The sequence below is a fragment of the Streptomyces viridochromogenes genome (genome assembly GCF_001270495.1).
Lineage (GTDB): Bacteria > Actinomycetota > Actinomycetes > Streptomycetales > Streptomycetaceae > Streptomyces > Streptomyces viridochromogenes_A.
The window spans coordinates 1-25,285 of record NZ_LGUR01000242.1; the positions used below are offsets into that span (position 1 = coordinate 1).

22 protein-coding genes and 1 pseudogene are annotated in these 25,285 nt (G+C 70.5%); 12 read left to right on the forward strand and 11 right to left on the reverse strand.

What is annotated here, in order from left to right; genetic code table 11:
• A partial coding sequence (locus tag ADK36_RS38480; RefSeq protein WP_159391250.1) for an SLATT domain-containing protein occupies positions 1-244 on the reverse strand: 244 nt, incomplete at its 3' end.
• A 318-nt stretch (positions 245-562) separates the two neighbouring features.
• On the opposite strand from ADK36_RS38480, the gene ADK36_RS38485 reads away from it, so the two are divergent.
• From ADK36_RS38485 to ADK36_RS38495, 3 genes are all read left to right on the forward strand, one after another.
• Positions 563-907: a YbaB/EbfC family nucleoid-associated protein gene (locus ADK36_RS38485; RefSeq protein WP_048585591.1), complete on the forward strand. Its 345-nt coding sequence runs from the start codon at positions 563-565 to the stop codon at positions 905-907.
• A gap of 101 nt (positions 908-1,008) precedes the next feature.
• Entirely contained in the window at positions 1,009-1,608 is a 600-nt protein-coding gene (gene recR / locus ADK36_RS38490) for a recombination mediator RecR (protein WP_030053254.1), read from the forward strand.
• The gene (locus ADK36_RS38495) at positions 1,601-2,269 is read left to right on the forward strand and encodes a DUF5063 domain-containing protein (protein WP_048585592.1); all 669 of its coding nucleotides are present in this window, start codon (positions 1,601-1,603) and stop codon (positions 2,267-2,269) included. The genes recR and ADK36_RS38495 overlap by 8 nt, the downstream gene beginning before the upstream one ends.
• Before the next feature lie 43 nt (positions 2,270-2,312).
• On the opposite strand, the gene ADK36_RS38500 is transcribed toward ADK36_RS38495, so the two are convergent.
• On the reverse strand, positions 2,313-3,149 hold the full coding sequence (locus tag ADK36_RS38500) for a PhzF family phenazine biosynthesis protein (RefSeq protein WP_048585593.1): 837 nt from the start codon (positions 3,147-3,149) through the stop codon (positions 2,313-2,315).
• Between the two features lie 196 nt (positions 3,150-3,345).
• Between ADK36_RS38500 and ADK36_RS38505 the strand changes: the two genes are divergently transcribed.
• The gene (locus ADK36_RS38505; protein WP_048585594.1) at positions 3,346-3,762 is read left to right on the forward strand and encodes an SsgA family sporulation/cell division regulator; all 417 of its coding nucleotides are present in this window, start codon (positions 3,346-3,348) and stop codon (positions 3,760-3,762) included.
• A 14-nt stretch (positions 3,763-3,776) separates the two neighbouring features.
• Here the strand turns inward: ADK36_RS38505 and ADK36_RS50755 are convergent, their stop codons facing one another.
• Together ADK36_RS50755 and ADK36_RS50760 are read right to left on the reverse strand one after the other, a co-directional pair.
• Positions 3,777-8,570: an HD domain-containing protein gene (locus tag ADK36_RS50755; protein WP_053200890.1), complete on the reverse strand. Its 4,794-nt coding sequence runs from the start codon at positions 8,568-8,570 to the stop codon at positions 3,777-3,779.
• Between the two features lie 138 nt (positions 8,571-8,708).
• A pseudogene (locus ADK36_RS50760) lies at positions 8,709-8,940 on the reverse strand (sulfite exporter TauE/SafE family protein); the annotation flags it as partial.
• Between the two features lie 138 nt (positions 8,941-9,078).
• Between ADK36_RS50760 and ADK36_RS38520 the strand changes: the two are divergent.
• Together ADK36_RS38520 and ADK36_RS38525 are read left to right on the forward strand one after the other, a co-directional pair.
• Positions 9,079-9,264, forward strand: coding sequence for a hypothetical protein (locus tag ADK36_RS38520; protein ID WP_053200892.1), 186 nt, complete (start codon positions 9,079-9,081; stop codon positions 9,262-9,264).
• A 162-nt stretch (positions 9,265-9,426) separates the two neighbouring features.
• Positions 9,427-9,927 (forward strand): SgcJ/EcaC family oxidoreductase, encoded by a 501-nt coding sequence (locus ADK36_RS38525; RefSeq protein ID WP_048585596.1) that lies wholly within the window; start codon positions 9,427-9,429, stop codon positions 9,925-9,927.
• Here ADK36_RS38525 and ADK36_RS38530 read toward each other — a convergent pair.
• From ADK36_RS38530 to ADK36_RS38545, 4 genes are all read right to left on the reverse strand, one after another.
• Complete coding sequence (locus ADK36_RS38530; RefSeq protein ID WP_048585597.1) at positions 9,893-11,278, reverse strand: sensor histidine kinase; 1,386 nt, start codon at positions 11,276-11,278, stop codon at positions 9,893-9,895. The genes ADK36_RS38525 and ADK36_RS38530 overlap by 35 nt on opposite strands.
• Positions 11,275-11,979: a response regulator transcription factor gene (locus ADK36_RS38535; RefSeq protein WP_053200894.1), complete on the reverse strand. Its 705-nt coding sequence runs from the start codon at positions 11,977-11,979 to the stop codon at positions 11,275-11,277. Before ADK36_RS38535 ends, ADK36_RS38530 begins: the two co-directional genes overlap by 4 nt.
• Positions 11,980-12,082: 103 nt before the next feature.
• Positions 12,083-13,270, reverse strand: coding sequence for a cytochrome P450 (locus tag ADK36_RS38540; protein ID WP_048585599.1), 1,188 nt, complete (start codon positions 13,268-13,270; stop codon positions 12,083-12,085).
• On the reverse strand, positions 13,260-13,997 hold the full coding sequence (locus ADK36_RS38545) for a tRNA-dependent cyclodipeptide synthase (protein WP_078942709.1): 738 nt from the start codon (positions 13,995-13,997) through the stop codon (positions 13,260-13,262). Before ADK36_RS38545 ends, ADK36_RS38540 begins: the two co-directional genes overlap by 11 nt.
• A 322-nt stretch (positions 13,998-14,319) precedes the next feature.
• On the opposite strand from ADK36_RS38545, the gene ADK36_RS38550 reads away from it, so the two are divergent.
• The 4 genes from ADK36_RS38550 to ADK36_RS38565 all read left to right on the forward strand — a co-directional run bounded on the left by ADK36_RS38550 (position 14,320) and on the right by ADK36_RS38565 (position 18,924).
• Positions 14,320-15,612, forward strand: a complete 1,293-nt coding sequence (locus ADK36_RS38550) for an aspartate kinase (protein WP_048585600.1) — start codon at positions 14,320-14,322, stop codon at positions 15,610-15,612.
• Entirely contained in the window at positions 15,609-16,661 is a 1,053-nt protein-coding gene (locus ADK36_RS38555) for an aspartate-semialdehyde dehydrogenase (RefSeq protein WP_053200896.1), read from the forward strand. Before ADK36_RS38550 ends, ADK36_RS38555 begins: the two co-directional genes overlap by 4 nt.
• A 443-nt stretch (positions 16,662-17,104) precedes the next feature.
• Positions 17,105-17,785, forward strand: a complete 681-nt coding sequence (locus ADK36_RS38560) for a SigE family RNA polymerase sigma factor (RefSeq protein WP_234330039.1) — start codon at positions 17,105-17,107, stop codon at positions 17,783-17,785.
• An 89-nt stretch (positions 17,786-17,874) separates the two neighbouring features.
• Complete coding sequence (locus ADK36_RS38565; protein WP_048585631.1) at positions 17,875-18,924, forward strand: hypothetical protein; 1,050 nt, start codon at positions 17,875-17,877, stop codon at positions 18,922-18,924.
• 116 nt (positions 18,925-19,040) lie between these two features.
• Here the strand turns inward: ADK36_RS38565 and ADK36_RS38570 are convergent, their stop codons facing one another.
• Together ADK36_RS38570 and ADK36_RS38575 are read right to left on the reverse strand one after the other, a co-directional pair.
• Entirely contained in the window at positions 19,041-19,877 is an 837-nt protein-coding gene (locus ADK36_RS38570) for an SURF1 family protein (protein ID WP_048585602.1), read from the reverse strand.
• Between the two features lie 44 nt (positions 19,878-19,921).
• Positions 19,922-20,296, reverse strand: coding sequence for a nuclear transport factor 2 family protein (locus tag ADK36_RS38575; protein WP_048585603.1), 375 nt, complete (start codon positions 20,294-20,296; stop codon positions 19,922-19,924).
• A 114-nt stretch (positions 20,297-20,410) separates the two neighbouring features.
• Between ADK36_RS38575 and ADK36_RS38580 the strand changes: the two genes are divergently transcribed.
• Together ADK36_RS38580 and ADK36_RS38585 are read left to right on the forward strand one after the other, a co-directional pair.
• On the forward strand, positions 20,411-22,264 hold the full coding sequence (locus ADK36_RS38580; RefSeq protein WP_053200897.1) for a S9 family peptidase: 1,854 nt from the start codon (positions 20,411-20,413) through the stop codon (positions 22,262-22,264).
• A 140-nt stretch (positions 22,265-22,404) separates the two neighbouring features.
• Positions 22,405-23,130, forward strand: a complete 726-nt coding sequence (locus tag ADK36_RS38585) for a hypothetical protein (protein ID WP_063784527.1) — start codon at positions 22,405-22,407, stop codon at positions 23,128-23,130.
• A 55-nt stretch (positions 23,131-23,185) separates the two neighbouring features.
• On the opposite strand, the gene ADK36_RS38590 is transcribed toward ADK36_RS38585, so the two are convergent.
• The gene (locus tag ADK36_RS38590) at positions 23,186-25,120 is read right to left on the reverse strand and encodes an NAD-binding protein (protein WP_053200902.1); all 1,935 of its coding nucleotides are present in this window, start codon (positions 25,118-25,120) and stop codon (positions 23,186-23,188) included.
• Between the last annotated feature and the right edge of the window lie 165 nt (positions 25,121-25,285).

Consider the following 25,285-nt stretch of genomic DNA (forward strand, 5'->3'; position numbering starts at 1 on the left):
CCCCGCCCCGCAACGCCCAAGCCCCCCGCCGCTTCCACACCCGGTCCGCGAGATACCACGCCGCCGTGTCCATCGCCCCGCGCTCCACCCACCGGTACAGCTCGTGCAGCCGTACCGCGGGCTCCCCCCAGTCGCCGAGCGGAAACGCCCGCCCCGTCAGATCGCCCGGCCGTGGTCCGGCCGCCCCCTCACCACCCCGCCTGTCCCGCGGCGACCTGTCGGGCTGCATCTCCGGCTGAACCACCCGGCACTCCCTACTGATCACGGTGCGTGACCTTGCGTACGACCGGGGTACGACCCCCGCGGCGCACGGAACGTCATGCAACACCTGAGGCTGACGCGCCGGACCCTTCCTACCGCCCAATGGGTGGCGAAGAGATGCCTTTCGCCTCTTTTCCGCCCAGAAGAGGGTCTTGATCAGGTCTTGATCAGATATAGGACGCCAGTTCCTCTCACTCGAAAGAGTGCCGGGGCGACGGCTGCCCGGACCACGTAGGCTCGTGCTGAACGGGAAACCGAGCGGAAACCCCGTACAGACCCCGTAATACGCAAGGAGCTGATCGTGATCCCCGGTGGTGGCCAGCCCAACATGCAGCAGCTGCTCCAGCAGGCCCAGAAGATGCAGCAGGACCTGGCGAGGGCGCAGGAGGAACTGGCTCAGACGGAGGTCGAGGGCCAGGCGGGCGGCGGCCTGGTGAAGGCCACCGTGACGGGTTCCGGCGAACTCAGGGCGCTCAAGATCGACCCGAAGGCGGTGGACCCGGAGGACACCGAGACCCTCGCCGACCTGGTCATCGCGGCCGTACAGGCGGCCAACGAGAACGCGCAGACGCTCCAGCAGCAGAAGCTGGGCCCGCTGGCCCAGGGCCTGGGCGGCGGCAGCGGCATCCCGGGCCTGCCCTTCTGACGTCACGGACGTTTCAGGTGTTCCCGGGCGTGCCTTTCTAAGACGGGCCGCCGCCAACTACCGTACGTACCGTAAGGAACCCCAGGAAGGACGGCAGTCCGTTGTACGAAGGCGTGGTCCAGGACCTCATCGACGAGCTGGGACGGCTGCCCGGCGTCGGTCCCAAGAGCGCGCAGCGGATCGCTTTCCACATCCTGCAAGCGGAACCGACGGACGTACGGCGCCTCGCCCAGGCCCTGATGGAGGTCAAGGCGAAGGTCCGCTTCTGCGCGACGTGCGGGAATGTCGCGCAGGAGGAGCTGTGCAACATCTGCCGGGACACGCGCCGTGACCCGGCGGTGATCTGCGTGGTCGAGGAGCCGAAGGACGTCGTGGCGATCGAGCGGACCCGCGAGTTCCGCGGCCGCTACCACGTCCTCGGCGGCGCGATCAGCCCGATCGAGGGTGTCGGACCGGACGACCTGCGGATACGAGAACTTCTCGCGCGGTTGGCCGACGGGACGGTCACGGAGCTGATCCTGGCCACCGACCCGAACCTGGAGGGCGAGGCCACGGCCACGTACCTCGCACGCATGATCAAGCCCATGGGCCTGAAGGTCACCCGCCTGGCCAGCGGCCTCCCGGTGGGTGGCGACCTGGAATACGCGGACGAGGTCACCCTCGGCCGCGCCTTCGAGGGGAGACGACTCCTAGATGTCTGACGCCACGCTGCACGCGACCGAGCCGGACCCGGACGACTTCGCGGTCCAGATCTCGGACCAGATCGAGAGCTTCCTGGTCGCCGTCACGGAGGTCGCGAAGGGCGACGAGCCGGGCTCGACCGTGCCCTTCCTGCTGCTGGAGGTCTCCCAACTCCTCCTGGCCGGCGGTCGCCTGGGCGCCCACGAGGACATCGTCCCCGACGAGCGCTACGAGCCCGACCTGGGCCCGGAGCCCGACGTCGACGAACTCCGCGAGAACCTCGCCCGCCTGCTGGATCCGGTGGACGTCTACTCGGAGGTCTTCGACCCCTACGAGCCCCGTAAGGCCCCGGTCCCGGCCCGGATCTCGGACGACCTGGCCGACGTCATCACCGACCTCCGCCACGGCATGGCCCACTACCGTGCCGGCCGCACCACCGAGGCCCTGTGGTGGTGGCAGTTCTCGTACTTCTCCAACTGGGGCACCACGGCCTCGGCGACCCTGCGCGCCCTGCACTCGGTGCTGGCCCACGTCCGCCTGAACCAGCCCCTGGAGGAGCTGGACGGGCTGGACACGGACCAGAGCATGATGGGCGACGAGACGCTCGAGTTCGAGGCCGGGAGGGTCATGGCGGAGGAGATCGGGGGGCCGCTCGGAATCCGGCCCGCCCAGCGCCAGTAGCTCGGACCGGTCAGCTCGGATCCGTCGGCCCGGATCTCCCGCCTCAGATCCGTACGGCCGTGCCGGTCACGCCGATACCCGTGTCCGGCCCGGCCGGTACCGTCACCGTGATCGTGCTCGGCCTGCCCATGTCCGCGCCCTGATGGATCGTCAGGGTGGCGGGCGGGGCGACGAGTTCGAGCTCCCGCAGATAGCCGCCGAACGCGGCCGCCGCCGCACCCGTGGCAGGGTCCTCGACCACACCGCCGGGCGGGAACGGGTTGCGGGCGTGGAACACCGTGGCGGACTCCCGCCAGACCAGGTCGACGGTGGTCCAGTCCTCGCGGGCCATCAGCTCGGCGAGCGCTGCCATGTCGTAGTCCAGCTCGGCCAGCCGCTCCCGGCTCGCGGCGGCGATCACCGGGTGCCAGGCCCCGCCGAAGGCCACGCGCGGCGGCAGCGCCGGGTCCAGGTCCTCGGCGGCCCAGCCCAGGATCGCCAGCAGCTCGGCCAGTTCGGCCTCGCCGATCGGCGCCGTCCGCGGCGCCACGCTGACCAGGGTCGCCACCACGGTGCCGTCCGCCGTGCGGTCGGTGGTCACGGTGACGGGGCCCGCCTGGGTACGCAGCGACAGGCGTCCGGTGCCGTGTCGTTCCGCGTGGGCGACGGCCGTCGCGATCGTCGCGTGGCCGCAGAACGGCACCTCGGCCAGCGGGCTGAAGTACCGCACGTCCAGCGTGCCGTCGGCGGACGGCACCACGAACGCCGACTCCGAGTAGCCGACGTCGGCCGCCGTCGCCAGCATCGCCTTGTCGTCGACCCCGGTGGCGTCGAGGACCACACCCGCGGGGTTGCCTCCCGAGGGATCGCTGCTGAAGGCCACGTATCGCAAGATCTCCATCCGGGGACCGTAGCCGTGCGAGGGGAAGCGGGCCAGGGATTACTCGGGCGCCCTGAGGGAAGGGTGACGCGCGTTACAGGAAAAGGCTTCTGAAGTGGCGTAATGCGCGGGCCCCCTGGGCGGTCTCACAGGCGCACATTCACCAACGGCCACACCCGGCCGGTGCCCCCGCCGCCCCCCGAATCGGAGCCCGACCATGTACGTCACCCTGGAGCAGCCGACCGGCGCCTGCCTGATCACCGCCGCGGACAAGGACATCGCGATACCCGCCACCCTCCGCTACACCTCGGCCGACCCGCTGGCCGTGCACCTCGACTTCCCGCCCCACGTCACGCTCGACGGCGAGGTCACGACCTGGACGTTCGCCCGCGTGCTGCTGAGCGACGGGCTGCACGCCCCTGCCGGGCTCGGCACCGTACGGGTCCGGCCGTGCGGGTCGTCCCACACGTACGTCGAGTTCCACTCACCGGCGGGCACGGCCGTGCTCCGCTTCGCCACCGCGGACCTGTACCGCTTCCTGGCCCGCACCTTCACCGTGATCGCGCCGGGTGAGGAGACGGTGGGGGCGGAGCTGGACCACGGGCTGGTGGCGTTGTTCGGGGGGCGGGTGTGAGCAACGCGGGCTGATCACGGGGAGCCGCCTTCCCATTCCAGGCCGGGGACGTGGGGGAGGGCGGCGTGGACGGCGTCGACCACTCGCTGGAGATCGACGCCGAGACGGGTCAGCCGTCGCACGAGTTCGTCGACCGGCAGGTCGGCGTAGCGGGCGATGAGGAGGAAGTCGGAGATGGGCTGACCCAGCCCCAGGGGGAGGCGGATCGTCTCGGAATCCTTGCTGTGGGATTCCACGCAGAGACGGCGATCGACCTCGTCCCACTCGTCGGCTCGGTACTCCGGGATCCGGAAGCCAAGGGCGGAAAGAGCTTCCGCCACCTCGTCGGGCTCGATCTCCAGCCTGGCCGGTGCGGAGATCAGATGGTGCGGCGGTACTGGTTCGTTCCAGTCGAGCCATCGCCGAGTGCTCCTGTTGTGTTCAGGTCCCAAGAGGACGAGAGCGGGATCGAGTTCATCCGGAGCTGTTGGCAGCGGTTCGTAGGAGGTGCCCAGTCCGTACTGAGCCAGACGGTCAATCACATCCCGCAGTGGCATACGGAGTTCAACGGAAACAGTGATCACACGGTGCGTCGGCACTCGTTCACCGGGCGTGTACGAACTCCTCATGCTGGAGCCGTCCCGCTCTCGGCGGACCAGCGTGACGTCGTCCGGCCCGAGGCTTTCGGGGAACGGCGCATCCGGCGGGACCAGGCCGTAGGCGCGGAGTCTGGACGCCACCGCTGCCGGTGGCAGCCCAGTCACACCGGACGCATGTGCCACATGGAGGAGGGGGACCTCCGCTCCAGCGCTCAGCCAGGGGCTGTCCTCGTCGGCATCGACCCTGAGAAACACCAGGTCAGAGCTGTCGGCACGGTCCGGCAGGGCGGGGGGTGGGGTGAGGCCCACTGCTGCGATCCGTCGGGAGATCTCCGCCAGCGGCACATCGTGCTGTACCGCCACGTCGGCGACAGCACCTGGCGGAACGGTCTCTTCCGTCATGCCGGTCAGATCTCTGATGTTCCAGCCCCACTGCGCGCCCTGCGACAGGAGGTCGTCCGCACGTGGTTCGTGCGCCGGGTCGAGATTCACCTCTAGCCCATGGCTGCGGAGTCTGCTCGTCACCTCTGGCACTGGCCATCCCAACTCCGCGGCCGCGGCGAGTACCTGGCCGATCGCGACGGGCTCGGCCGGAGTCAACCAGGGCCAGTCGCCGTTCAGGTTCCGGCTGAGCAGCCTGAGCGTCTCCTTGTCCTGGGTGTCCAACAGGCAGGCATCTTCGGGGACCTCGAAGCCGAATGTCTTCATACGACATGCCGCTTCGCTGACGCTGATGCCCAGCGCATGGTGGGCTTTGAGGAGATGTCCCGGAGGCACCGGTTCGTCGGTGGTGAGCCAGGTCAGCGGATCCTCGTCTCGGTTGAGTCCGTGCAGGTCATCGCTGAGTAGCGCCAGGTTGATCGAGTCGGCAACGGGCTCGGCACCGTATGGTGCAGGGGCGGGAAGCCTGAGTTGCCGCAGGCGTGCCACGACGTCCGTGTACGAGGTTCCGCAGACAGTGGCGACGAAGAGGCTGTGGCCCGGCGTGCCGAGCTGCTCACGCCCGTACTCGTCGTCGGGCCAGAGCCGGTAGTCCCAGTTCTGGAAGTACGCGGTGCGGATGAGGACGTCAGAGGGACGGGCGGCGAGTACGCCCTCGACCCGGTTCAGATCCGGCACTATCTCGGCCAGCGCCTCCAGTTCGGCGTTGGGACGCTGACCCAGCAGCCGCCAGAGCAGAGTGACGTCGTCGGGATCGCTGTAGACCTTGCCGGCCAGGGTCTCTCCCAGGGACGCCTCGGTTTCCGACAGCCCGGAGTGATCACGGTGGACGATATGGACATCCTGGGGAAAGAACCCGGCCCTGGCGACCGGCGACGGCTGACCATGCAGCTCCAGCTCGCACCCGTGCTCCCCCGCGGCATCGGTCACGATGTCCGCCAGCCCGGGGCTGCGTCCCGCGACCTCGGCCAGCCACTTGGCGGTCAGCCAGGGCTCCTCCTTCCCTCGCCGCACCACCCGGCTGGTGACCAACGCCGGCAGGGAAGCCCTGATGAGCCGCTCCACCTTGTCGGAGACATCCTCGTCGAGGATCTCGGCGCGGTCCGTCGAGAGGCGCCTGGGCAGGCTCCTGCCGCTGAGGTTCACCACGACGCCCCGCAGCTGTCGGCGGTTGTCGGGGTCCGTCAGGACGCCGCGTCGTTCCCGGGGTTCGACATGGATGCCGTCGACCAGGATTCCGCCGCCGCCCTCGCACCAGACGACCTGGCCGTCGAGCCGGCCCGAATCGTCCGACCAGGACAACAGCGCGCCGTGGGCGTCGAAGCCGTCGGGCCGCAGCCTCGGGGCCTCTCTGGGGCGCAGCACATTCGCCTGCCAGGTCTCCTTCTGCGATCCGTGCTCGGCGACGGTGTCGAACTCGGCGATGCCGAGCAGCCTTCGGAGTTCGCGGACGCAGGAGGGTGCGGTGTCACCGTCCCGCAGGTAGAGCCGGACGCTGGTGCCCGGTCCTCTGCGTGGCTCGTCGGAGGAGCGGACCTGGAAGTAGTGTCCGGGGCCGGTGATGATGACGGTGAGTTCCCTGCGCGTGTCCATGCGGCGGGTCGTGACGCGGATCTCGTCGGCGAGCATGAAGTAGCTCAGGACGCCGATGCCGAAGCGGCTGGTGGGGTGCATGCGGATACCGCGTCTGTCCCATTCCTGCTGCTCGTCCTTGAAGTCGGGAAGATCGGTGAACCGGACCCCGGCTTGTGAGAAGGCCTGCGACAGGATGGTCTCGTCCATGCCGATGCCGTTGTCCCGGCATTCCAGAAAGTGCCGGCCCTCCTCGACGCCCTGAGTGAACTCGATCCTGCCCTGGTAACCGGTGTGCGGGTCGTCGGCCTTCGTCCGGGCGTGACGGTACCGGCAGGCGTCCAGAGCGTTCTGGTACAGCTCACGGATGGCGAGGGACCGGTCGCGGTAGAGGTTTTCCCCCATGAGGAGTTCCTGCACCCGCGCCTCGTCGAGCCGGAACCGGATCACCCCGTTGACCGGCCCCGGGGTGCCGTTCCCGTCGGGTGAGCGCAGGTCACTGGCGCTCGCGTAGGCGGGCAGCGTGCCGAGGCCGGGTATGTCCGCGTGCCGCACATGCCGCAGCAGCAGCTCCAGCCGCCGTGTGTGCTCGGTGAGGGCGTCCACGATGGCGGGGTGGTCGCACGTGGCCTTCAGCCGCAGGGCATCACGCTGATCACTCCAGGACGCCTTCTCCTCCTCCAGCGTGCGCAGGACCCGGCCGGGAGAGAGGGCGTACGGAATGCCCACATGCTCCACGACGACCGAGGGGAGGTCGGTGACCTCGATCGCCATGCGGTGGGCGATCGCGAACAGCGACCCGGTAAGGCGTTCTCGCACCTTCGGGTACTCAAGGCCGCGGAGGTTGAGCTGGAATTCCTCGGCGCGCAGATGTCCTTCGCGCGTGACGTCGAACAGTTCCTGCGGCGGCACCTGCACGCACGTCACCAGGCGCGTCACAAGCTCCGGATCGAGCACGCGCCTGATGTCGCTGCCCTCCGGGCACACGGCGGCCAGGAGCCGGTCGAGATTTCCGGCCTGTTGGTTCGCCCACTGGTGGAACAGCCACCATCCGACCTCCCGCTCTCCGTCGGGATCGCCGTGCAGATGACCGCGCTTCGCCTGCCGGACGAGTCTGCCGTGTCCGCGCAGCAGCACTTCGTACTTCCGCCGGAGCGAGGCGGCCGGGGTGAGTTCGTCGAGTTCGTCCAGACGGGCCGGATCCACGTCGGTGGCCAGCTCGGCAGCGTTGCTCGTCCGGTATGCCTGGTAGAGGAAGGGCAGCAGGGCGAGCAGGGCGGCCTCGGCGGACGCGAGGCGGGGTTCCGAGTCCGGCCAGAGGACCCTGATCAGATGGTTGGTCCGGTGGGCGATCCGCGGCGCGAGGTTCTCGTCGTGCCACGGGTCGTCGCTGATGCCGCCGCGCGCCGTGTCGTAGAACCCGGCCAGGCGGGCGACCACTTCACCCGCCTGTTCCTTCAGGCCGGCGGGTCTGTCCGGGTGGGCGGGCTTCACCAGGTCCCACACCGGTGAACCCGACACCGTGGCCCGCCAGTTCTCCACGGTCCGGGAGACGGGGACCGAAGCGGACGGGGAGGCCGCGGCCGACGTGTTCGCTGTGCGGGTCAGGAGCTCAAGGTCGGGCCAGTGCCGGGTCATGACCTCCGTGGGCATCATCCGCCCGTTGCGCACGTCGCGGGCGCCGGACGCCGCCGTGACCATGCCCACGACCTCACCGGTGTCCTCCAGGGCGACCGCGGCACCGCTGAAGCCCCTGGCCAGTGGTTGCCCGCCCTGCTGCCACGCCTCCAGCTGGACCCACTCCTCGCTGATCAGCTGGCGTGCCGTGATGCGGCACTCGGCGAGCGTGCCCTCGTTGTAGCCGGCGGGGAAGCCGTACACCACGAGCTTGCGCGGCCGTGCGCCGTACGCGACGCCGACGGGGGCCAGCGCGGCCGGCCTGACGGGTACGTCCCGCTCCAGCTTCAGCACGACGAGGTCGCCCGGGTCGGTGGGGTGCCCGGCCCAGCCGCCGTGGTGGACGACGCGGGCCTGCACGGTGGGCCGGTCGCGGCACGCGACGAACGTGACGGCGAGCCCGGCCTCTTCGGCGTACTGGGCGACGTGAGCGCAGGTCAGCACGGTGTCCGGGGCGATCAAAAAGCCCGCTCCGGCCACCTTGCCGCCGTACTCGATCCGAGCGTGCCACTCGGCGCTGCCCGTGAAGTGTTCCTTCATGACCCGGCGGTGGGGGTCGGGGACCAGAGGCGCCCGCCCTGACGATCAGATGACGAACTGTCCATGACGCCCCCGATTCCCGCCGGCTGAATGACCATCTCCATTGTTGCGGACTGTACTTGGGCAAGTCCCGGCTCCGGCGGACCGTGCAGGCCGCCGCGGCACACAGCGGCACCATCGCGCCCGGCCGCACCTGCCGCCGGCCGTTCGCCAGGCCCACCGCACTGATCACGCCGCACGCACAGTTGGCGAGGGCGACGCCTTCCGCCGGCCCGAGCAGCAGCACCAGCGCGGGTACGGCGACCAGCGCGAAGCCCATGCCGGTGAGCCACTGGACGCAGGAGCCGAGCAGCACGATGCCGGCCAGCAGCGCCTCACCCGTCACGGTGTAGCCCACTCCACCTCCCTTTTGGGAGACCACTCCGTCGTCGCTCGCCCCCGGAAACGGAATCGTTGATCTCGCCAGGTCAACGGCCGCCGCAGCGGCCCCGCCCCGAAGGAAACGGTCATGAAGGCCCTGCTCTCCTCCCGCCCCGTCCTGTGGTTCCTGCTCCTCTTCAACGCCGTAGTCGCCGTGGCCGCCCCGTTCGTCGTGGACGGTGCCCAGTCCGTCGCGACCGGCGTCGGCATGGGCGTAGTCTCCCTCGGGGCCGGTTCCGCCCTGCTGCACCGCCGGAGTGCGAACGTGGTGTAGTCGGCGGCTCACCCCGCGTGAATTGGGCAGGCGCTGTCCCGGCCCTGTATCTGCCTTGTACGGGCCCTAACCGGTGCCACGCGAATCTGGAGTCACCTCCACCGCAGAGAACACAGAAAGCGGAGGGAGACCCACCAGACCGCACAGCACTGGGAGTTCGCGATGACCCGTCGATCCATAAGCAAGCGCGTAGCCGTCGTCACCGCAGCCGCCCTCGTCGCCGTCGGCACCTTTGCCGCAGGTGGTGCCGTCGCCGGACCGGAGGAGGCGGCGAAGCCCACCAAGAAGCAGGTGGCCACCCTGTTCGACGAGTGGAACGCGGCGCTGAAGACCCAGGACCCGGAGAAGGTCGCCGACCTCTACTGGGACGACGCGGTCCTGCTGCCCACCCTTTCCGACCAGGTCCGTGACGACCGCGAGAGCCGCATCGACTACTTCGAGCACTTCCTGGCGAACAAGCCGGTCGGCAAGAAGATCGAGACGCACATCAACGTCCTCGACTCGGACTCGGTGCTGGACGCGGGTCTCTACCAGTTCGCGCTCACCGACCACGACACGGGCAAGAAGAGCATCGCCAAGGCCCGCTACACCTACGAGTGGGAGAAGCGGGACGGCGAGTGGAAGATCGTCAACCACCACTCCTCGTTGATGCCCGAAGGCTGATCCGCACGGACAGCCCGCCCCCGGGAGCGTCGCCCAGGGCCACCGTGCCGCCGTCGTCGGTCACCAGCTGCTTGACGACGGCGAGGCCGAGGCCGGATCCGGCCTTCCCGGTCAGGCCCTGGCCGCGCCAGAAGCGGTCGAAGGCGCGGGACTTCTCCGCGTCCGACATGCCGGGGCCCTCGTCGTCCACCGACAGGATCACCTCGTCGCCCCTCGGCTCCACCCGCACGGTGATCGTGCCGCCGTCCGGTGACACCTCCAGGGCGTTCGAGAGCACGTTGTCCAGCACCTGGTCCAGATGACCGGGGCTGGTCAGCACAAGCAGCCGGCCGTCGGCACTCCCCCTGAGCGTGATGGTGACTCCACGCTCGTCGGCGGCCGGCCTCCACACCGCCAGCCTCTCCTGCACGATGTCCCAGAGGGGCAGGGGTTCCGTCGCGCTGACCTTCGCCTCCGCCCGGGCCAGGACCAGCATGCCGTTCACCAGGCGGCTCATCCGGACGACTTCCGCAGTCGCCTGCGCGACATCCTCCTTGACGAAGTCGTCGTCCACACCGTCCGCGATGTTGTCCAGCGACAGCCGCAACGCGGTGAGAGGAGTACGGAGTTGATGCGAGGCGTCGGCCACGAAGATGCGCTGCGCGGCGATCAGGGTGTCCAGGCGCTCGCCCGCTTGGTTGAGTGTGCGGGCGAGGGTCTGTGTCTCCTTCGGGCCCGTCACGGGAGAGCGGGCCGTCAGGTCGCCGTCGCTGAACTTGCTCGCCGTGTCGTTGAGCTGGCGCAGCGGGCGGGTGAGCCGACGGGCCACACCCGCGCCGACCACGGCGGCCGCGACGAGGACGGCCACCGCGAGGCCCGCGCGGAAGCCCCAGATCGTCCACAGCCGGTCGGTCAGATCGCTGGTCTTGTACACGATGCGTACGGCGCCGACGACCGGGCCCCTGTTGCGGCCGTCGAGGTCCCTTGTGCTCTCGCGGGCGGCCACCGTGATCTTCAGCTCCGGCCCCCAGATGAAGGACGAGCCCCAGTCGGTCGTGGCCTCGCCCGTCTCCAGAGCCTTGGTCAGGGCCGCGTCCTGCTGCGGGCTCGGCAGGCGTGTTGCGCAGCGCTCGGTCACCTCGACCTTGCCGGGTGTCTGGCCGGCGTAGGCATCGGCCATCTCGTCCAGCGCCGCGCAGGACGGGGTGTTCCCGTTGCCGAGCAGCAGGGCCATGGTGTCGGCCTCACGCCGGACGGAAGCCGCGGTGTCGTCCCGCAGCTGGTCCGTGAGAGAGAAGGCCACGGGCACGGTGAACACGGCGACGGCGCCGGCGACGAGCACGACATAACTACGGATGAGCTGGCGGATCATGACGTGCCACCACCGCCGTTGTCCTGGTCACCCTTGACGATCTCCAGCCGAAACCCGACCCCCCGCACCGCCTCGATCGTGATCACCCCGGCGAGCTTGCGCCGCAGCGCCGCCACATGCACGTCCAGCGTCTTCGTCGGCCCGAACCAGTTGGCGTCCCAGACCGCCTCCATGATCTGCTCGCGCGACATAAGCGCCCCGGGCTCCTCGGTGAGGAAGGCCAGCAGGTCGTACTCCTTGGGCGCGAGGGCCACCTCCTCGCCGTCCAGGCGGACGCGGGCCGCCTTGCGGTCGATGGTGAGGCGGTCGCCGTAACGGTCCGGGCCGGCCTCGGCGGCGGCCGTACGGGGCTGCATCCGGCGCATCACCGCTCGTATCCGCGCGATGACCTCGCGGACCCCGAACGGCTTGGACACGTAGTCGTCCGCGCCGAGCTCCAGCCCGACCACCCGGTCCGTCTCGTCGCTGCGCGCGCTGATCACGATGATCGGCACCTCGCTGCGCTCGCGCAGCACCTTGCAGACGTCGAGACCGTCGGTGTCGGGCAGGCCCAGATCGAGGAGTACGACGTCGTAGGGCTCGGCATGGCTCAGCGCCGCGGCACCCGTGGTGACCCAGGCCACCTCGAAGCCGTAGCGCAGGAGTCCTCGCCGGAGCGACTCGGCGACCGGTTCGTCGTCTTCCACCAGAAGTACGCGCACAGGGCGAACCATAGTGGTTGAACTTTAAAGACGACCGGACGCCGAGTCTGTGAACAGGCGATAAGCGGGTAAATCGGCTACTGGCCGACCGCTGTCCGGGTCGCTACCACATGATCGGCAGCCGCTCCGGGATCCGCTTCATGAACCCGGTCCGCCACACCAGTTGCTCGATCGGCACCGCGAGCCGCAGTCCGGGCATCCGCTCCAGCAGGGTCTCCAGGGCGATCTCGGCGTGCTTGCGGCCGAGGGCGGTGGCGGGGCAGTAGTGGCGGCCGCCGCCGAAGGAGAGGTGGGCCGTGGCGTTCTCGCGGGCGAGGTCGACCGTCTGCGGGTCGGGGAAGGCGGCCGGGTCGAAGTTCGCGCCCTCGACCAGGACCAGGACCAGCTCGCCCGCCTTCACCTCCACCTCCCCCAGCCGTACGTCCTCGGTCGCCAGCCTCGGCAGACCGTCGCCGATGGACAGGTTGATGCGCAGGAGCTCGTCCACGGCGGCCGGGACCAGGGTGCGGTCGGCGAGGAGACGGGCGTGCAGCTCGGGGTGCTGGACGAGCGACACCAGCGCCATGGTCAGGAAGCCCGCGGTGGAGATGACGCCCGCGCCGAACATCGTCACCCCGACCGTCGCGAGCATCTCGTCGGTGAGATGGCCGTAGTCGGGGTCCGCGCGCAGGGCGGCGAGCTCGGCCATCAGACCCGTCGTCGCCGGGTCGTCCAGCCGCTTGGTCATGTACGCGATGTCCCGGTCCCAGTTCAGCCGGGCGCCCGTGACCGGGCAGGCCGAGTTCATGAATGCGATGTCCAGGCTCCGCATCAGCCGCGGCGCGTCCTGCGGCGGGATGCCGAGGATCCGGCAGTGCATGCCCGCCGAGTACGGGTCGGCGAAACCGCCGCGCAGGTCCGCGGGGGCGCCCTCGCGGATCAGCCCCTCGACGAGCTCGGCGGCGTACGACCGCATCCACTCCGCCAGTCCGGGGCTCTTCGGGTTCAGCGCCTTCAGTACGGCCTTGCGCAGCCCGGCGCCGGTGATGTTCCCCATGTTGTTGACGACCTCGGGCGGGATCGTCAGCGCGTACTGGCGGGGGACACCCGGGGCCGAGGTGTCCTTCAGGCTGAACCGCGGGTCTTCGAGGACCTGCTTGCAGAGGTCGTACGACGACACGAGCCAGGCCTCGTCGCCGGCGATGGTGCGGACCCGGCGTACCGGGGTCGTGGAGCGCAACTCCTCCACCTCTGAGGGGAGTTGGTCGCCGCGCCAGGAGAACGGGAAGTCGATGAGGGTTTCAGTGGACATCGGTGGCTCCCTCTGCGGGCGTCACGATGGCGTGCCCCTGGTTGCGGGAGGCGCGCAGTCCCGCGCCCCGGGAGTAGAGCAGCTCGGCCATCGGCAGGAGCTGGTGGTAGCAGTTGAGGGAGGAGGGGACGCCCAGGATGGCGGGGGTGTCCAGGAAGAGGGGCGCCTCCGCGCAGACGTAGGCGAGGCAGACCTCGCGCTGTGCGTCGCTCGCGCGCCCCGCCTTCTCGGCCAGGAAGGAGTCGACGAGCTTCTCGCAGGTCGTGCGGAACTCGTCGTCGGTGGCGAGGCGGGCCTGGAGACGGTCGTGGATCTCGCGGTACGCCGGGTTGCCGCGGAAGTCGGACATGGCGTGGGCGTAGAGGCGGGTGCCGGCGGGGTCGACGGCCTGGACCGCGCCCGTGACCTTGGCGCGCACCCCGCGCAGGTTCTTCACCGCTTTGCGGCGCGCGTCGTCGGGTGGATAGCCGGACGCCGCGTACATCTCGGCCACGTACAGGTCCGTGTAGACGAAGTCCACCCGCTCGAAGCGGGCGAGGCCCCAGCGGGCCAGGTCGTGGACACGGCGGGCGGAGAAGTAGCTGTTGCCGGGGGAGACGCCGATGACGGCGTGGTCGCCCGCGGTGCGGATGACCTCGCAGTGGGGCGTGAAGGGCCGGATCTCGAAAAGGCCGGCCGGGGAATCCGTATCGGCTTGCGTGACGTGCTGGATCTCTGAAGCGGTCACAGTCGTCAAAGGAAGAGATTCCTTCGCGTCGCTAGTCCCGATGGAGCCTTGTGCCCCTGGTGTGGCGACGACGACGCGAAGTTAGCGCCCGACTACGGAGAGCGTCAATGGCCGATTTCGCGCGCCGGGGCCGCACGGCGCGCGCCCGGGGTGCGCATGCCCGCCCCACCCCGAGTGACCTGCACCACTAAACCGATTGCCCCACCCCCGACCGGGCAGACACGACTCCGAGCGCCCGAATCTCACCATCTGGGAACCCCAAGGTCGAATTCGGACGCTCGATAGACTGAGCCGACACACACGGACTGAGCGAGGAGCGCACGTGGGCCTTGTCGTGCAGAAGTACGGAGGCTCCTCCGTAGCCGATGCCGAGGGCATCAAGCGCGTCGCCAAGCGGATCGTGGAAGCCAAGAAGAACGGCCACCAGGTGGTCGCCGTGGTTTCCGCGATGGGCGACACGACGGACGAGCTGATCGATCTTGCCGAGCAGGTATCCCCGATGCCTGCCGGGCGCGAGCTCGACATGCTGCTGACCGCGGGAGAGCGGATCTCCATGGCCCTGCTGGCCATGGCGATCAAAAACCTGGGCCACTCGGCCCAGTCGTTCACCGGCAGCCAGGCAGGTGTCATCACCGACTCGGTCCACAACAAAGCCCGGATCATCGATGTCACGCCCGGCCGGATCCGCACCTCGGTGGACGAGGGCAACATCGCCATCGTCGCCGGGTTCCAGGGCGTCAGCCAGGACTCGAAGGACATCACCACGCTGGGACGTGGCGGGTCCGACACCACCGCCGTCGCGCTGGCCGCCGCCCTCGACGCCGAGGTCTGCGAGATCTACACCGACGTCGACGGCGTGTTCACCGCCGACCCGCGGGTGGTCAAGAAGGCGAAGAAGATCGACTGGATCGCCTTCGAGGACATGCTGGAGCTGGCCGCGTCCGGCTCGAAGGTGCTGCTCCACCGCTGTGTGGAGTACGCCCGTCGCTACAACATCCCGATCCACGTCCGGTCCAGCTTCAGCGGACTTCAGGGCACGTGGGTCAGCAGCGAGCCACTCGTTCGAAAGACGCAGCAGCAAGGGGACAAGCAGGTGGAGCAGGCCATCATCTCCGGTGTCGCGCACGACACCTCCGAGGCCAAGGTCACGGTCGTCGGCGTTCCGGACAAGCCGGGCGAGGCCGCGGCGATCTTCCGGGCGATCTCCGACGCCGAGATCAACATCGACATGATCGTGCAGAACGTGTCCGCCGCCTCCACCGGCCTGACGGACATCTCCTTCACGCTGCCGAAGTCCGAGGGCCGCAAGGCCATCGACGCCCTGGAGAAGAACAAGGCCGGCATCGGCTTCGACTCGCTGCGCTATGACGACCAGATCGGCAAGATCTCCCTGGTCGGCGCCGGCATGAAGACCAACCCGGGTGTCACGGCCGACTTCTTCAAGGCGCTGTCCGACGCCGGCGTGAACATCGAGCTGATCTCGACCTCCGAGATCCGTATCTCGGTCGTCACCCGCGCCGACGACGTCAACGAGGCCGTCCGCGCCGTGCACTCCGCCTTCGGACTCGACTCCGACAGCGACGAGGCCGTGGTCTACGGAGGCACCGGGCGATGACGTCCCGTCCGACGCTCGCGGTCGTGGGGGCGACCGGAGCCGTCGGCTCTGTCATGCTCCAGATCCTGTCCCAGCGCGCGGACATCTGGGGTGAGATCCGTCTGATCGCCTCGCCGCGCTCGGCCGGCCGCAAGCTGGCCGTGCGCGGGGAGGAGGTCGAGGTGGTGGCGCTCACCGAGGAGGCCTTCGCCGGGGTCGACGTCGTGATGTTCGACGTACCGGACGAGGTGGCCGCCCGATGGGCGCCCATCGCCGCCGCCAAGGGCGCGGTGGTGGTGGACAACTCGGGCGCCTTCCGGATGGATCCGGAGGTGCCCCTCGTCGTCCCCGAGGTCAATCCGCACACGGTCCGGATGCGGCCGCGTGGGATCGTCGCCAACCCCAACTGCACCACCCTGTCGATGATCGTGGCGCTGGGCGCGCTGCACGCCGAGTTCGGGCTGCGCTCCCTGGTGGTGTCCTCGTACCAGGCGGTGAGCGGGGCCGGGCGGGCCGGCGTGGAGACCCTGCGCCGCCAGCTGTCCATGGTCGCCGGCACGGCGCTGGGGACCAGCCCCGGTGACGTACGGCGGGCCGTCGGCGACGACACCGGTCCGTTCCCGGAGCCGGTCGCGCTGAACGTCGTGCCGTGGGCCGGGTCGCTGCGCGAGGACGGCTGGTCGTCCGAGGAGATGAAGGTGCGGGACGAGTCCCGCAAGATCCTCGGCCTGCCGCAGCTGCCGGTCGCGGTGACCTGCGTCCGGGTACCGGTGCTGACCGGGCACTCGCTGACCCTGCACGCCCGCTTCGAGGGCGAGGTCACGGTCGCCAAGGCGCGCGAGATCCTGGCCACCGCCCCGGGGGTCGTGCTCTACGACGACCCGGACGCCGGCGAGTTCCCGACGCCGTCCGACGTGGTGGGCACGGACCCCACCTGGGTCGGCCGGGTACGGCGCGCGCTCGACGACCCGACGGCGCTCGAACTCTTCGTCTGCGGAGACAACTTGCGCAAGGGCGCGGCCCTCAACACCGCACAGATCGCGGAGCTGGTGGCGGCGGAGTTCCGGTGAGCTGCCCGGTGGCGCCGGAAATCTCCTGGGCTCCGACGGATTCGTTTGTAGGATCTGTGTGAAAAGTGTGAGCCGATCGATGGTCCGGACCACTTGAACCGGACACTGTCGGCAGTTGAAGATTTTCCTCCCCGCTCTGCAACCGCTTGCAGGGCGGGGAGCGTCTTTGCGGTCGCCTTCAGGGGGCGCGGAGACGCGTTTTTTCTGGCGTGGGGACGCCGAATGGGCTGGGCGTGGGGACGTCCACCCATATGGGACATAAGGGAAGAGCGGGTAGGCATGTGGGCGTTTGACGCACGGTCGGCTGTGCTGCCTGGCGCGAGACGGTCTGTCGCGGGGGTGAGAAGGTCGGCTGTGGCTTTTGGAGGGGCGACTGCGGCGACTGTCGCAAAAGTGACGTCCGGCACGTACAACCCTCGCGGGGGGAAGCGTGTCCAACAGACGTGGCAGAGGTACTCGACTTCACTGCGGCGACCCGCGGCACGGCCCTACGGCCGCCCCGCCGGCGTGGCCGATCCCGCATGCCCGGTGCGCCCGGCGGCATGCCGGTGATCGCGCCCATGCCCGCAGCGCGGCCCGCCCGCATACCCAGTCAGCGCGACGGAGCCGAGGCCGAGAACGCCGCGGCAGCCGGTACGACCGTCGACCATCTCACCGAGACCTACCGGGCCCACTACCGCTCGCTGCTGGGTCTCGCGGCCCTCCTCCTCGACGACACCGCCTCCTGCGAGGACGTCGTCCAGGAGGCGTTCATCCGCGTCCACTCCGCGCGCAAGCGCGTCCGTGACCCGGAGAAGACGCTGGCGTACCTGCGTCAGACGGTCGTCAACCTCTCCCGCTCCGCCCTGCGCCGCCGGATACTCGGTCTGAAGCTTCTGTCGAAGCCGATGCCCGACATGGCGAGCGCGGAGGAGGGGGCGTACGACCAGCTGGAGCGGGACTCCCTGATCAAGGCGATGAAGGGCCTGCAACGCCGGCAGCGCGAGGTGCTGGTCCTGCGGTACTTCGCGGACATGACCGAGGCGCAGGTCGCCGAGACGCTCGGCATCTCGCTGGGCTCGGTGAAGGCGTACGGCTCGCGCGGCATCGCGGCGCTGCGGGTCGCCATGGAGGCACCGGCATGAGCGAGGACCATGACGAGCGGCGTGATCCGCACGTCACCCACGAGCCGGACAAGCAACAGCCGAAGCAATCGCACGCTGGGAACGGAACTGTGAACCACGGCCCCGACGAACAGGGCCCCGAGGGGTTCGACTCGGATGAGCTGGCACTGCGCCGCATGCTCCACGACGCGGTGGAGGAGATCGAGCCACGCGACGGCACACTGGACCATCTGCGGCGGGCGGTGCCGGCCCGACGGGCGCGCAAGCGGCAGGCGCTCGTCGGCGCGGCGGCCGCGGTGCTCTTCGTCGGCACCGCCGTCCCGGCCCTGGTGCACGTCTCCAACTCCACCGGCGCCAACGTCAACTCCTCGAACGCCGGCCATGGCGAACAGGCGCAGGGGGGCGCCGGTCAGGGCAAGGAGACGGAGGGCGGCGAGAGCACGTCCGGCGGCTCCTCGGGCAAGACCGAGGACAAGGGCAAGGGCAACGAGAAGGACGAGGACAAGGGCACCGGCACCGGTCCGGGGACCGGCTCCGGAGCCTCCGACGACCCCTTGGTCCCCAGCACGGCCGGCGTCCCCGTCTGCACCGCCGAGCAGCTCGGCACGGGGAGCGGCACCGCCGAGATCCCCGACGTGTCCGGCGCGGTGTACGGCACCTTCAGCTTCAGCAACATCTCCACCGTCGACTGCACGGTGGGCAGCCCGGGCACGGTGGGCTTCGTCACGGCCGGCGCGGCGGACGTCACGAAGATCGGAGCCCCGGTCCGGCATGTCGCCGGTGACCCGGCGGCCGGTCTGCCCGACCCGTCCCAGGAACTCGCCTCGCTCGTGCTCAAGCCGGGCGACTCGTACCAGGTGAAGTTCGCCTGGGTCCCCACGGAGACCTGCCCGTCGACGGGCGAGAACACCGGCGGCAGCACGGGCGGCGGCGACCCCTCACCCACCCCGACCCCGACCGAGAACCCCACCGGCACGACCGAGGGCACCTCCACGGGCGGCGACACCGGAACGACGACCCAGATGGTCGCCGCGGAGGGCACGGCCGACGGCAGCGTCACGATCACCAACACGGCGGAGGCGGGAACGACCGCCTCGGTGTCGGTGTCCAACGCGTGCGCGGGCAACATCTACTGGACGGGCTTGCTCGCAGGGGCGTAGCGGACGGTCGGCGCAGGGGCGGCGGGGCAGCACAGGGGCTCTCGCGGCGGGGGCAGAAGCTCTCGCGAGACTGCGCACCCGCCGACTGCGCACCTGCCACGCGTCGTGGCGTGCGCCTAGGCGTTCGTCGGCTGCTGCGGCTGGTCCTCGGTCGGCTTCTCAGGCCGGGCGGCCACGGAAGCGGTGGCCTCCTCGTCCGGCAGCAGCCCCAGTTCCGCGTCCCGGATGGACTCCACCTCGCGGCGGAGCAGCCGGAACCACATGAAGACCACGAAGCCCGCGAAGACGAACCACTCGCCGGTGTAGCCGAGGTTCTGGAACGCCTTCAGGTCGAGGCCGGTGTCGTTGGCGGCGGTCACCGGTACCGGCTTCATGCCGGAGTCGGCCTTGGCGAGGGTGATCCAGGCGTCGTAGACGTCGTAGGACACCAGGTTCACCAGCGATGCCGCGCTGATCGCCGCCGTCTGGCCGGACGGCAGACCACCTCGCGCCGGAACGCCGTTCTCACCCGGTACCTCGGACGCCTGGAGCGCGCCGGTGACCGTGACCTCGCCGGTGGGCGCGGCGGGCGCCTCGGCCCGGTCGGCGTCACCGGGCAGCCAGCCCCGCACGACCGGCAGCGCCCTGCCGTCGTCGGTGCGCAGCAACGTCAGGACGTAGAAGCCCTGCCTGCCGTCGAGCTCCCGGTCCGGCACGAGCAGCTGCTCGCCGTACCGGCCGCTCGCGGTGGCCAGCCGGCCCGACGTGGCCTTGTCCACCGGCAGTAGCTCGGCGAGCGGGCGGGGCGCCTCGTGCTCGGCCTTCTCGGCCAGCTCGCCGGCGGTGCGATGGTCCTGCACCCGCGCCTCGAACCGGCTCAGCTGCCACGACCCCATGAACACGCAGAAGGGGATGGCGAGCAGCACGAAGACGTTGATCCCCCACCAACGGGGCGTCAGCAGAAACCGGTACACGCCCTCAAAGGTACGGGGCTCCCGCGGAGGGCCCGGCCGCGGGGTCAGTACCGCTCGGTGAGGTGCTCGCGGCCGGCGGGGGGCTCGTAGGGCTCCGGCCAGAAGTCGACGATCACGGATATACGGCCGCTCTCGTCACCTGTGAAGAAGGAGACGGCGGGCATCTCCGCCGGCCCCACGGTGACGTGGAGCCAGGTCACGACCTGGCCGGGCTCGGCGACGACCCGCTCGATCCGCAGATGCCAGTCACCCGGATACTCCCGGTTGAACTGCACGTACCGCTCCCGGCCGCTGATCCGCTCCCGTGTCTGGGGCAGGGTGTACACGACGTCCTCGGCGAGCGTGTCGGCGAACGCGTCCCAGTCCCGGGCCTCGGCAGTGGCCCAGAACCTCTCGACTGTCTTGCGCAGATCCGTCATGCCGAGGAGTCTGCACCCCGGCACTGACAACGCGGCTGGCGACGGATGCGAAAGTTATCCACAGGCTGGGGGCCTCGCCAGCGGATTGTCGGCGGGGCCAGGCACTATGGGGCCATGACTGACAGCCACGGGTCCGATTCGCGGGATCACCACATGCAGCACAAGGGCATTGCGGACAAGGCCATGCCGGACTGGGAGAAGCGCTTCCGGGCGCCTCGGGTGTCGCTGCCCGACTGGGCTGAGGACGCACCGGACCGCTCCTTGTTCGTGTCGAACGCCACAGGGACGTACGAGCTGTACGCCTGGGACCGTTCCACGGGCGAGCAGCGCCAGGTGACCGACCGGCAGAACGGCACGACGGACGGTTTGCTCTCCCCGGACGGCGCGTGGATCTGGTGGTTCGACGACAAGGACGGCGACGAGTTCGGCGTGTGGCGCCGACAGCCGTTCGCCGGCGGTGAGGACGAGCTCGCCGCGCCGGGCCTGGACCCGTCGTACCCGGCGGGCCTCGCTCTCGGCCGGGACGGGCGTACGGCGATCGTGGGCCGCTCGACGGACGAGGACGGCACGACGATCCATGTGGCCCGTTTCGGCGAGCCCCCGGTGGAGATCTACCGCCACCGTGAGTCCGCGGGCGTCGGCGACCTCTCGCACGACGGCTCGCTGATCGCCGTGGAGCACACCGAGCACGGCGACGCGATGCACTCGGCGCTGCGCGTCCTGCGCCCCGACGGCACCGCGGTCGCCGAACTCGACGACACCAAGGGCGGTACCGAGGAACTGGGCCTGGAGGTCCTGGGCTTCGCCCCGGTCGACGGCGACACGCGCCTGCTCATCGGCCACCAGCGGCGCGGCCGCTGGGAGCCGCTGGTGTGGAACGTGGCGACGGGGGAGGAGACGGATCTCGCGCTGGAGCTGCCGGGTGACGTCAGCGCGGAGTGGTATCCGGACGGGGCCGGGCTGCTGATCGCGCACAGCTTCGAGGCGCGCAGCGAGCTGTTCCGGTACGACCTGGCCGGGCGTGAGCTGGTGCGCGTCCCGACTCCCGCGGGGTCCGTGTCGGGGGCGACGGCCCGCCCGGACGGCAGTGTGGAGTACCTGTGGTCGTCGGCGGCGGAGCCGTCGGCGGTGCGGTCGACGACGGGGCGGGTGGTGCTGGATCCGCCCGGCCTGAAGTCCCCCGGCTCGGTCGCGGTGGAGGACGTGTGGGTGGAGGGGCCGGGCGGCCGCATCCACGCGCTGGTGCAGCGGCCGGCCGGCACCGAGGGCCCGCTCCCGACGGTGTTCGACATCCACGGCGGCCCGACCTGGCACGACAGCGACGCGTTCGCGGCGGGCCCGGCGGCCTGGGTGGACCACGGGTACGCGGTGGTCCGGGTCAACTACCGCGGCTCGACGGGCTACGGGCGCGCGTGGACGGACGCGCTCAAGCACCGGGTCGGGCTGATCGAGCTGGAGGACATCGCGGCGGTCCGGGAGTGGGCCGTGACGTCCGGCCTGGCCGACCCCGACCGGCTCATCCTGACCGGCGGTTCCTGGGGCGGCTACCTCACCCTGCTCGGCCTCGGCACCCAGCCGGACGCGTGGACGCTCGGCATCGCGGCGGTCCCGGTCGCCGACTACGTCACCGCGTACCACGACGAGATGGAGGCGCTGAAGGCCATGGACCGCACGCTCCTGGGCGGCACGCCCGAGGAGGTCCCGGAGCGGTTCGAGGCATCGTCACCCCTGACGTACGTCGACCAGATGAAGGCACCGGTCTACATCTCGGCCGGTGTGAACGACCCGCGCTGTCCGATCCGGCAGGTCGACAACTATGTGAAGCGGCTGGAGGCTCGCGGGGCGGTGCACGAGGTGTACCGGTACGACGCGGGGCACGGGTCGCTGGTGGTGGACGAGCGGATCAAGCAGGTCCGTCTGGAACTGGACTTCGCGGAGCGGCACTTGGCGGGTCGGGCCCCGAAGTAGGAGGGCCGAGTCCCGAAGTAGGAGGGTCGGGCCCCGAAGCAGGCGGGTGGGGTCCCGAAGCAGGGGCGGTACGTTCCCGCGACGACCACGCGCACCTGTGCGTCGTCGCAGGAACGCCCGGCGCGGGGGAGGACCAGACGATGAGGCGTGCGGTGATCCCGGCCGTGGCGGCGGCCATGGTGCTGATGAGCGGCTGCGGCGAGGACGTGCCCGGCTGCGGCTGGGAGAACCGGCCGAAGAGCTTCCCGATCGAGGGCGAGAAGCGTCCCGTGCGGATCCGGCCCAGCGAGGAGCATCCCGGGCTGGGCGGACGCGAGGTGACGGCCGCGCTGCCTGCTCGCCCCGACCGGGACGCCGGCCCCACCGCGCAGGCGTTGTACGACCTGCAGGAGAAGACGCTCGACATGGTGGGCGAGCTGGGCGAGATCGAGCCCGGCCGGTGCGAGGGCGGCGAACTCGCCCTGGACGTGGGGGACACCACGCGCTGCACCGTCACCTACGAGGACGTCGAGGTGCCCTGGCAGGTGAAGATCACCAACGCCGTGCCCCAGGGCCTGGGCGAGCCCTACGGCATCGACTACCAGTACACCGCCCGCCCGTTGAGAACCGTGGTGCTCGCCCAGGAGGTCTACGACTGGTTCGCCTGGGAGGCCGGGAAGAACGGGCCGGACAGTCTGTCGGCGCCCCGGGAACCGCGGTGCGACAGGCTTCCGAAGATCTTCACGGCGGAGCCCGGCCGCGACACGGGCTACCACTGCCAGAGCCTCAGCTGGTCGTGCACCAACGGTGACTACGACTTCGAGTGGAGGGACGTGCCGATCCGGGTCGACGAGGAAGGGGAGGTGAGGGTCGGCGGGAGTTCGTAGGAGTAGGAAGCCGCCCCTGAAGGGACGACCGTCGCGCCGCACCCCCGGAGCCCGCTCACCCCGTCGTGCCACGCCCCGCCCGTTCCCGTGACCGCCTCCCGAGCAACTCCGCCAAACCCCGCCGCGTGGCGGCCAGGACGACCCGGTCCCCCTTCTGAAGGACGTAGGTGTCGGGCAGGTCCCACACCCACCCCGAGGCGCCGCCCGGGTACGGGTCCTCGTACGCCTCCTCCACGGCCGGTTCCTCCCGGCCACCGTCGCGGCGTTCGTCCCGTGCGGTCCGGTCCAGTGCCAGCACCCGCCAGGCGCCCGCCCGGAAGGTCTCGCCGACCGTCTTGTCCTCAAGCTGTGGATGACCGGCCACATCCACCGCCGCGAACAGAAGCACCCGCCGCTCGACGGGAATCGCCCCCAGGATCTGGCGCCCCATCATCGCCCCGGCGAACGCGGGCGCGGCCAGATGGGTCACGCTGCGGCTGCGGGTGGACGCGTGGGGGTGCGCGGCGCGCAGGGTGCGGTAGACGGCGGTGGCGAAGTCGTCGTCGTACAGGCGCAGGACCACGCGCAGGTCGGGGCGTACGGAGCGGGCGTACAGCGCGGCTTCGAGGTTGGTCGTGTCCGCGCTGGTCACGGCGAGGAGCGCGTGCGAGCGGTGGATCTTCGCGGCCTCCAGGACGCCCTCCTGCGTGACGTCCCCGAGCACCACCGGCACCCGCAGCCGCCGCGCCGTCGCCATCCCGCGCGCCTCCGGGTCGGACTCGACGCACACCACGGGGATGTTCAGTTCCCGCAGCCGGGTCAGCACCCGGGTGCCGATCTTGCCCAGGCCGAGCAGGACGACATGGCCGCCGAGCCCGCGCGGCGGTTTGCGCAGGGCGGAGGCGGTGCGGAAGGTGCCGAGGGCCTCCAGCACCGCGGCGAGCAGCACCGGAAGGAGCAGCAGTCCGGTCAGCCCGGACAGCAGCTGGAGGATCTGGCGGGCCATGGACTGGTGGAGGGCGGGTTCGTTGATGGCGAAGAGGTCGAGGAGGGTCATGTACGTCGCGTACAGCGGGTGTTCCCCGGTCACCACCGTCAGCGCCACGGCCAGCGCCGCGACACACCCCACCAGCCCGGCCAGCGACCACCTCAGCCGCCGCGAGAACAGGGAGCCGAACGACGGTACGACGCTCCGGCCCGACGGCAGGGACGGGCCCGCGTACGACACCTGTTCCAGGACGACCGTTCCGCGGCCCCTGGCCCCCTGCACGGCCGCCGCGTCCGGCAGCAGCAGCGGGCCCTGGTCCCCGCTGCCCTCCGAACCGTCCGTTCCGGCGGGGTCGTTGCTGGTCGTGGACAGCAGGGCCAGCGTGGCCAGCCCGGACGGTGGTGTCTGCCCCGGCCGCGGGGGCGGGCGCTCCACCGCGCGCAGCAACAGGCCGTCCGTCTGGACGACCTTGGTGGTGCCGGCGACGGCGGTGGCGGCCAGGGCGGGCGCGGCCGTGTCGGCGTCGGACAGGACGGTCGTGGAGGCGTCCAGGGCGGCGTCTCCCATGCCGGTCGCCAACGCGGCGGCCTGGTCGAGGAGTTCCTCGATGTGCTGGCCCAGCCGGCGGTTGTACAGACGCAGGACGAGCCGCAGGCGGGGGTTGAGTCGGCGGGCGGTGAGGGCGGCGCGGATGTTGGTCTCGTCGTCGTCATAGACGAGGGCGAGTGCGGCGGCCCGTTCCACGCCCGCGTCGGCGAACGCGGCCTCGGTGGCCTCGGCGGCCTCCACCACCCGGATGCTCCCGGCCGGTTCGTTGCCGCCGCCGGCCCCGCCGCCCGCGCGGCCCACGGCCGCGGTCACCGCCCCGAGCAGCGCCGCCGACGCGGCCCGGGCCCGGCCCACGACGGGGGGCCGTACCGAGCGCTCGGAGGGCGGCACGACGAGCGTGACCTGTTCTCCGTACACGCCGCGCAACTCGGCGGCCAGCCGGTGCGCGAGACCGTCGTCGCCGCACACCACCATGTGCGCGGCCGTGTCACTCCCCAAGCCCTGATTCGGAACGCTCCCCACGAGGGAAAAGACTGCCTCATGGTGACGGTGGTTCCAGAAGCGGCCCGCCGCTGACCGAACCTCCGCGACCGAACCTCCGCGACCGAACCTCCGCCGAACCTCCGCGACTGAACGTCC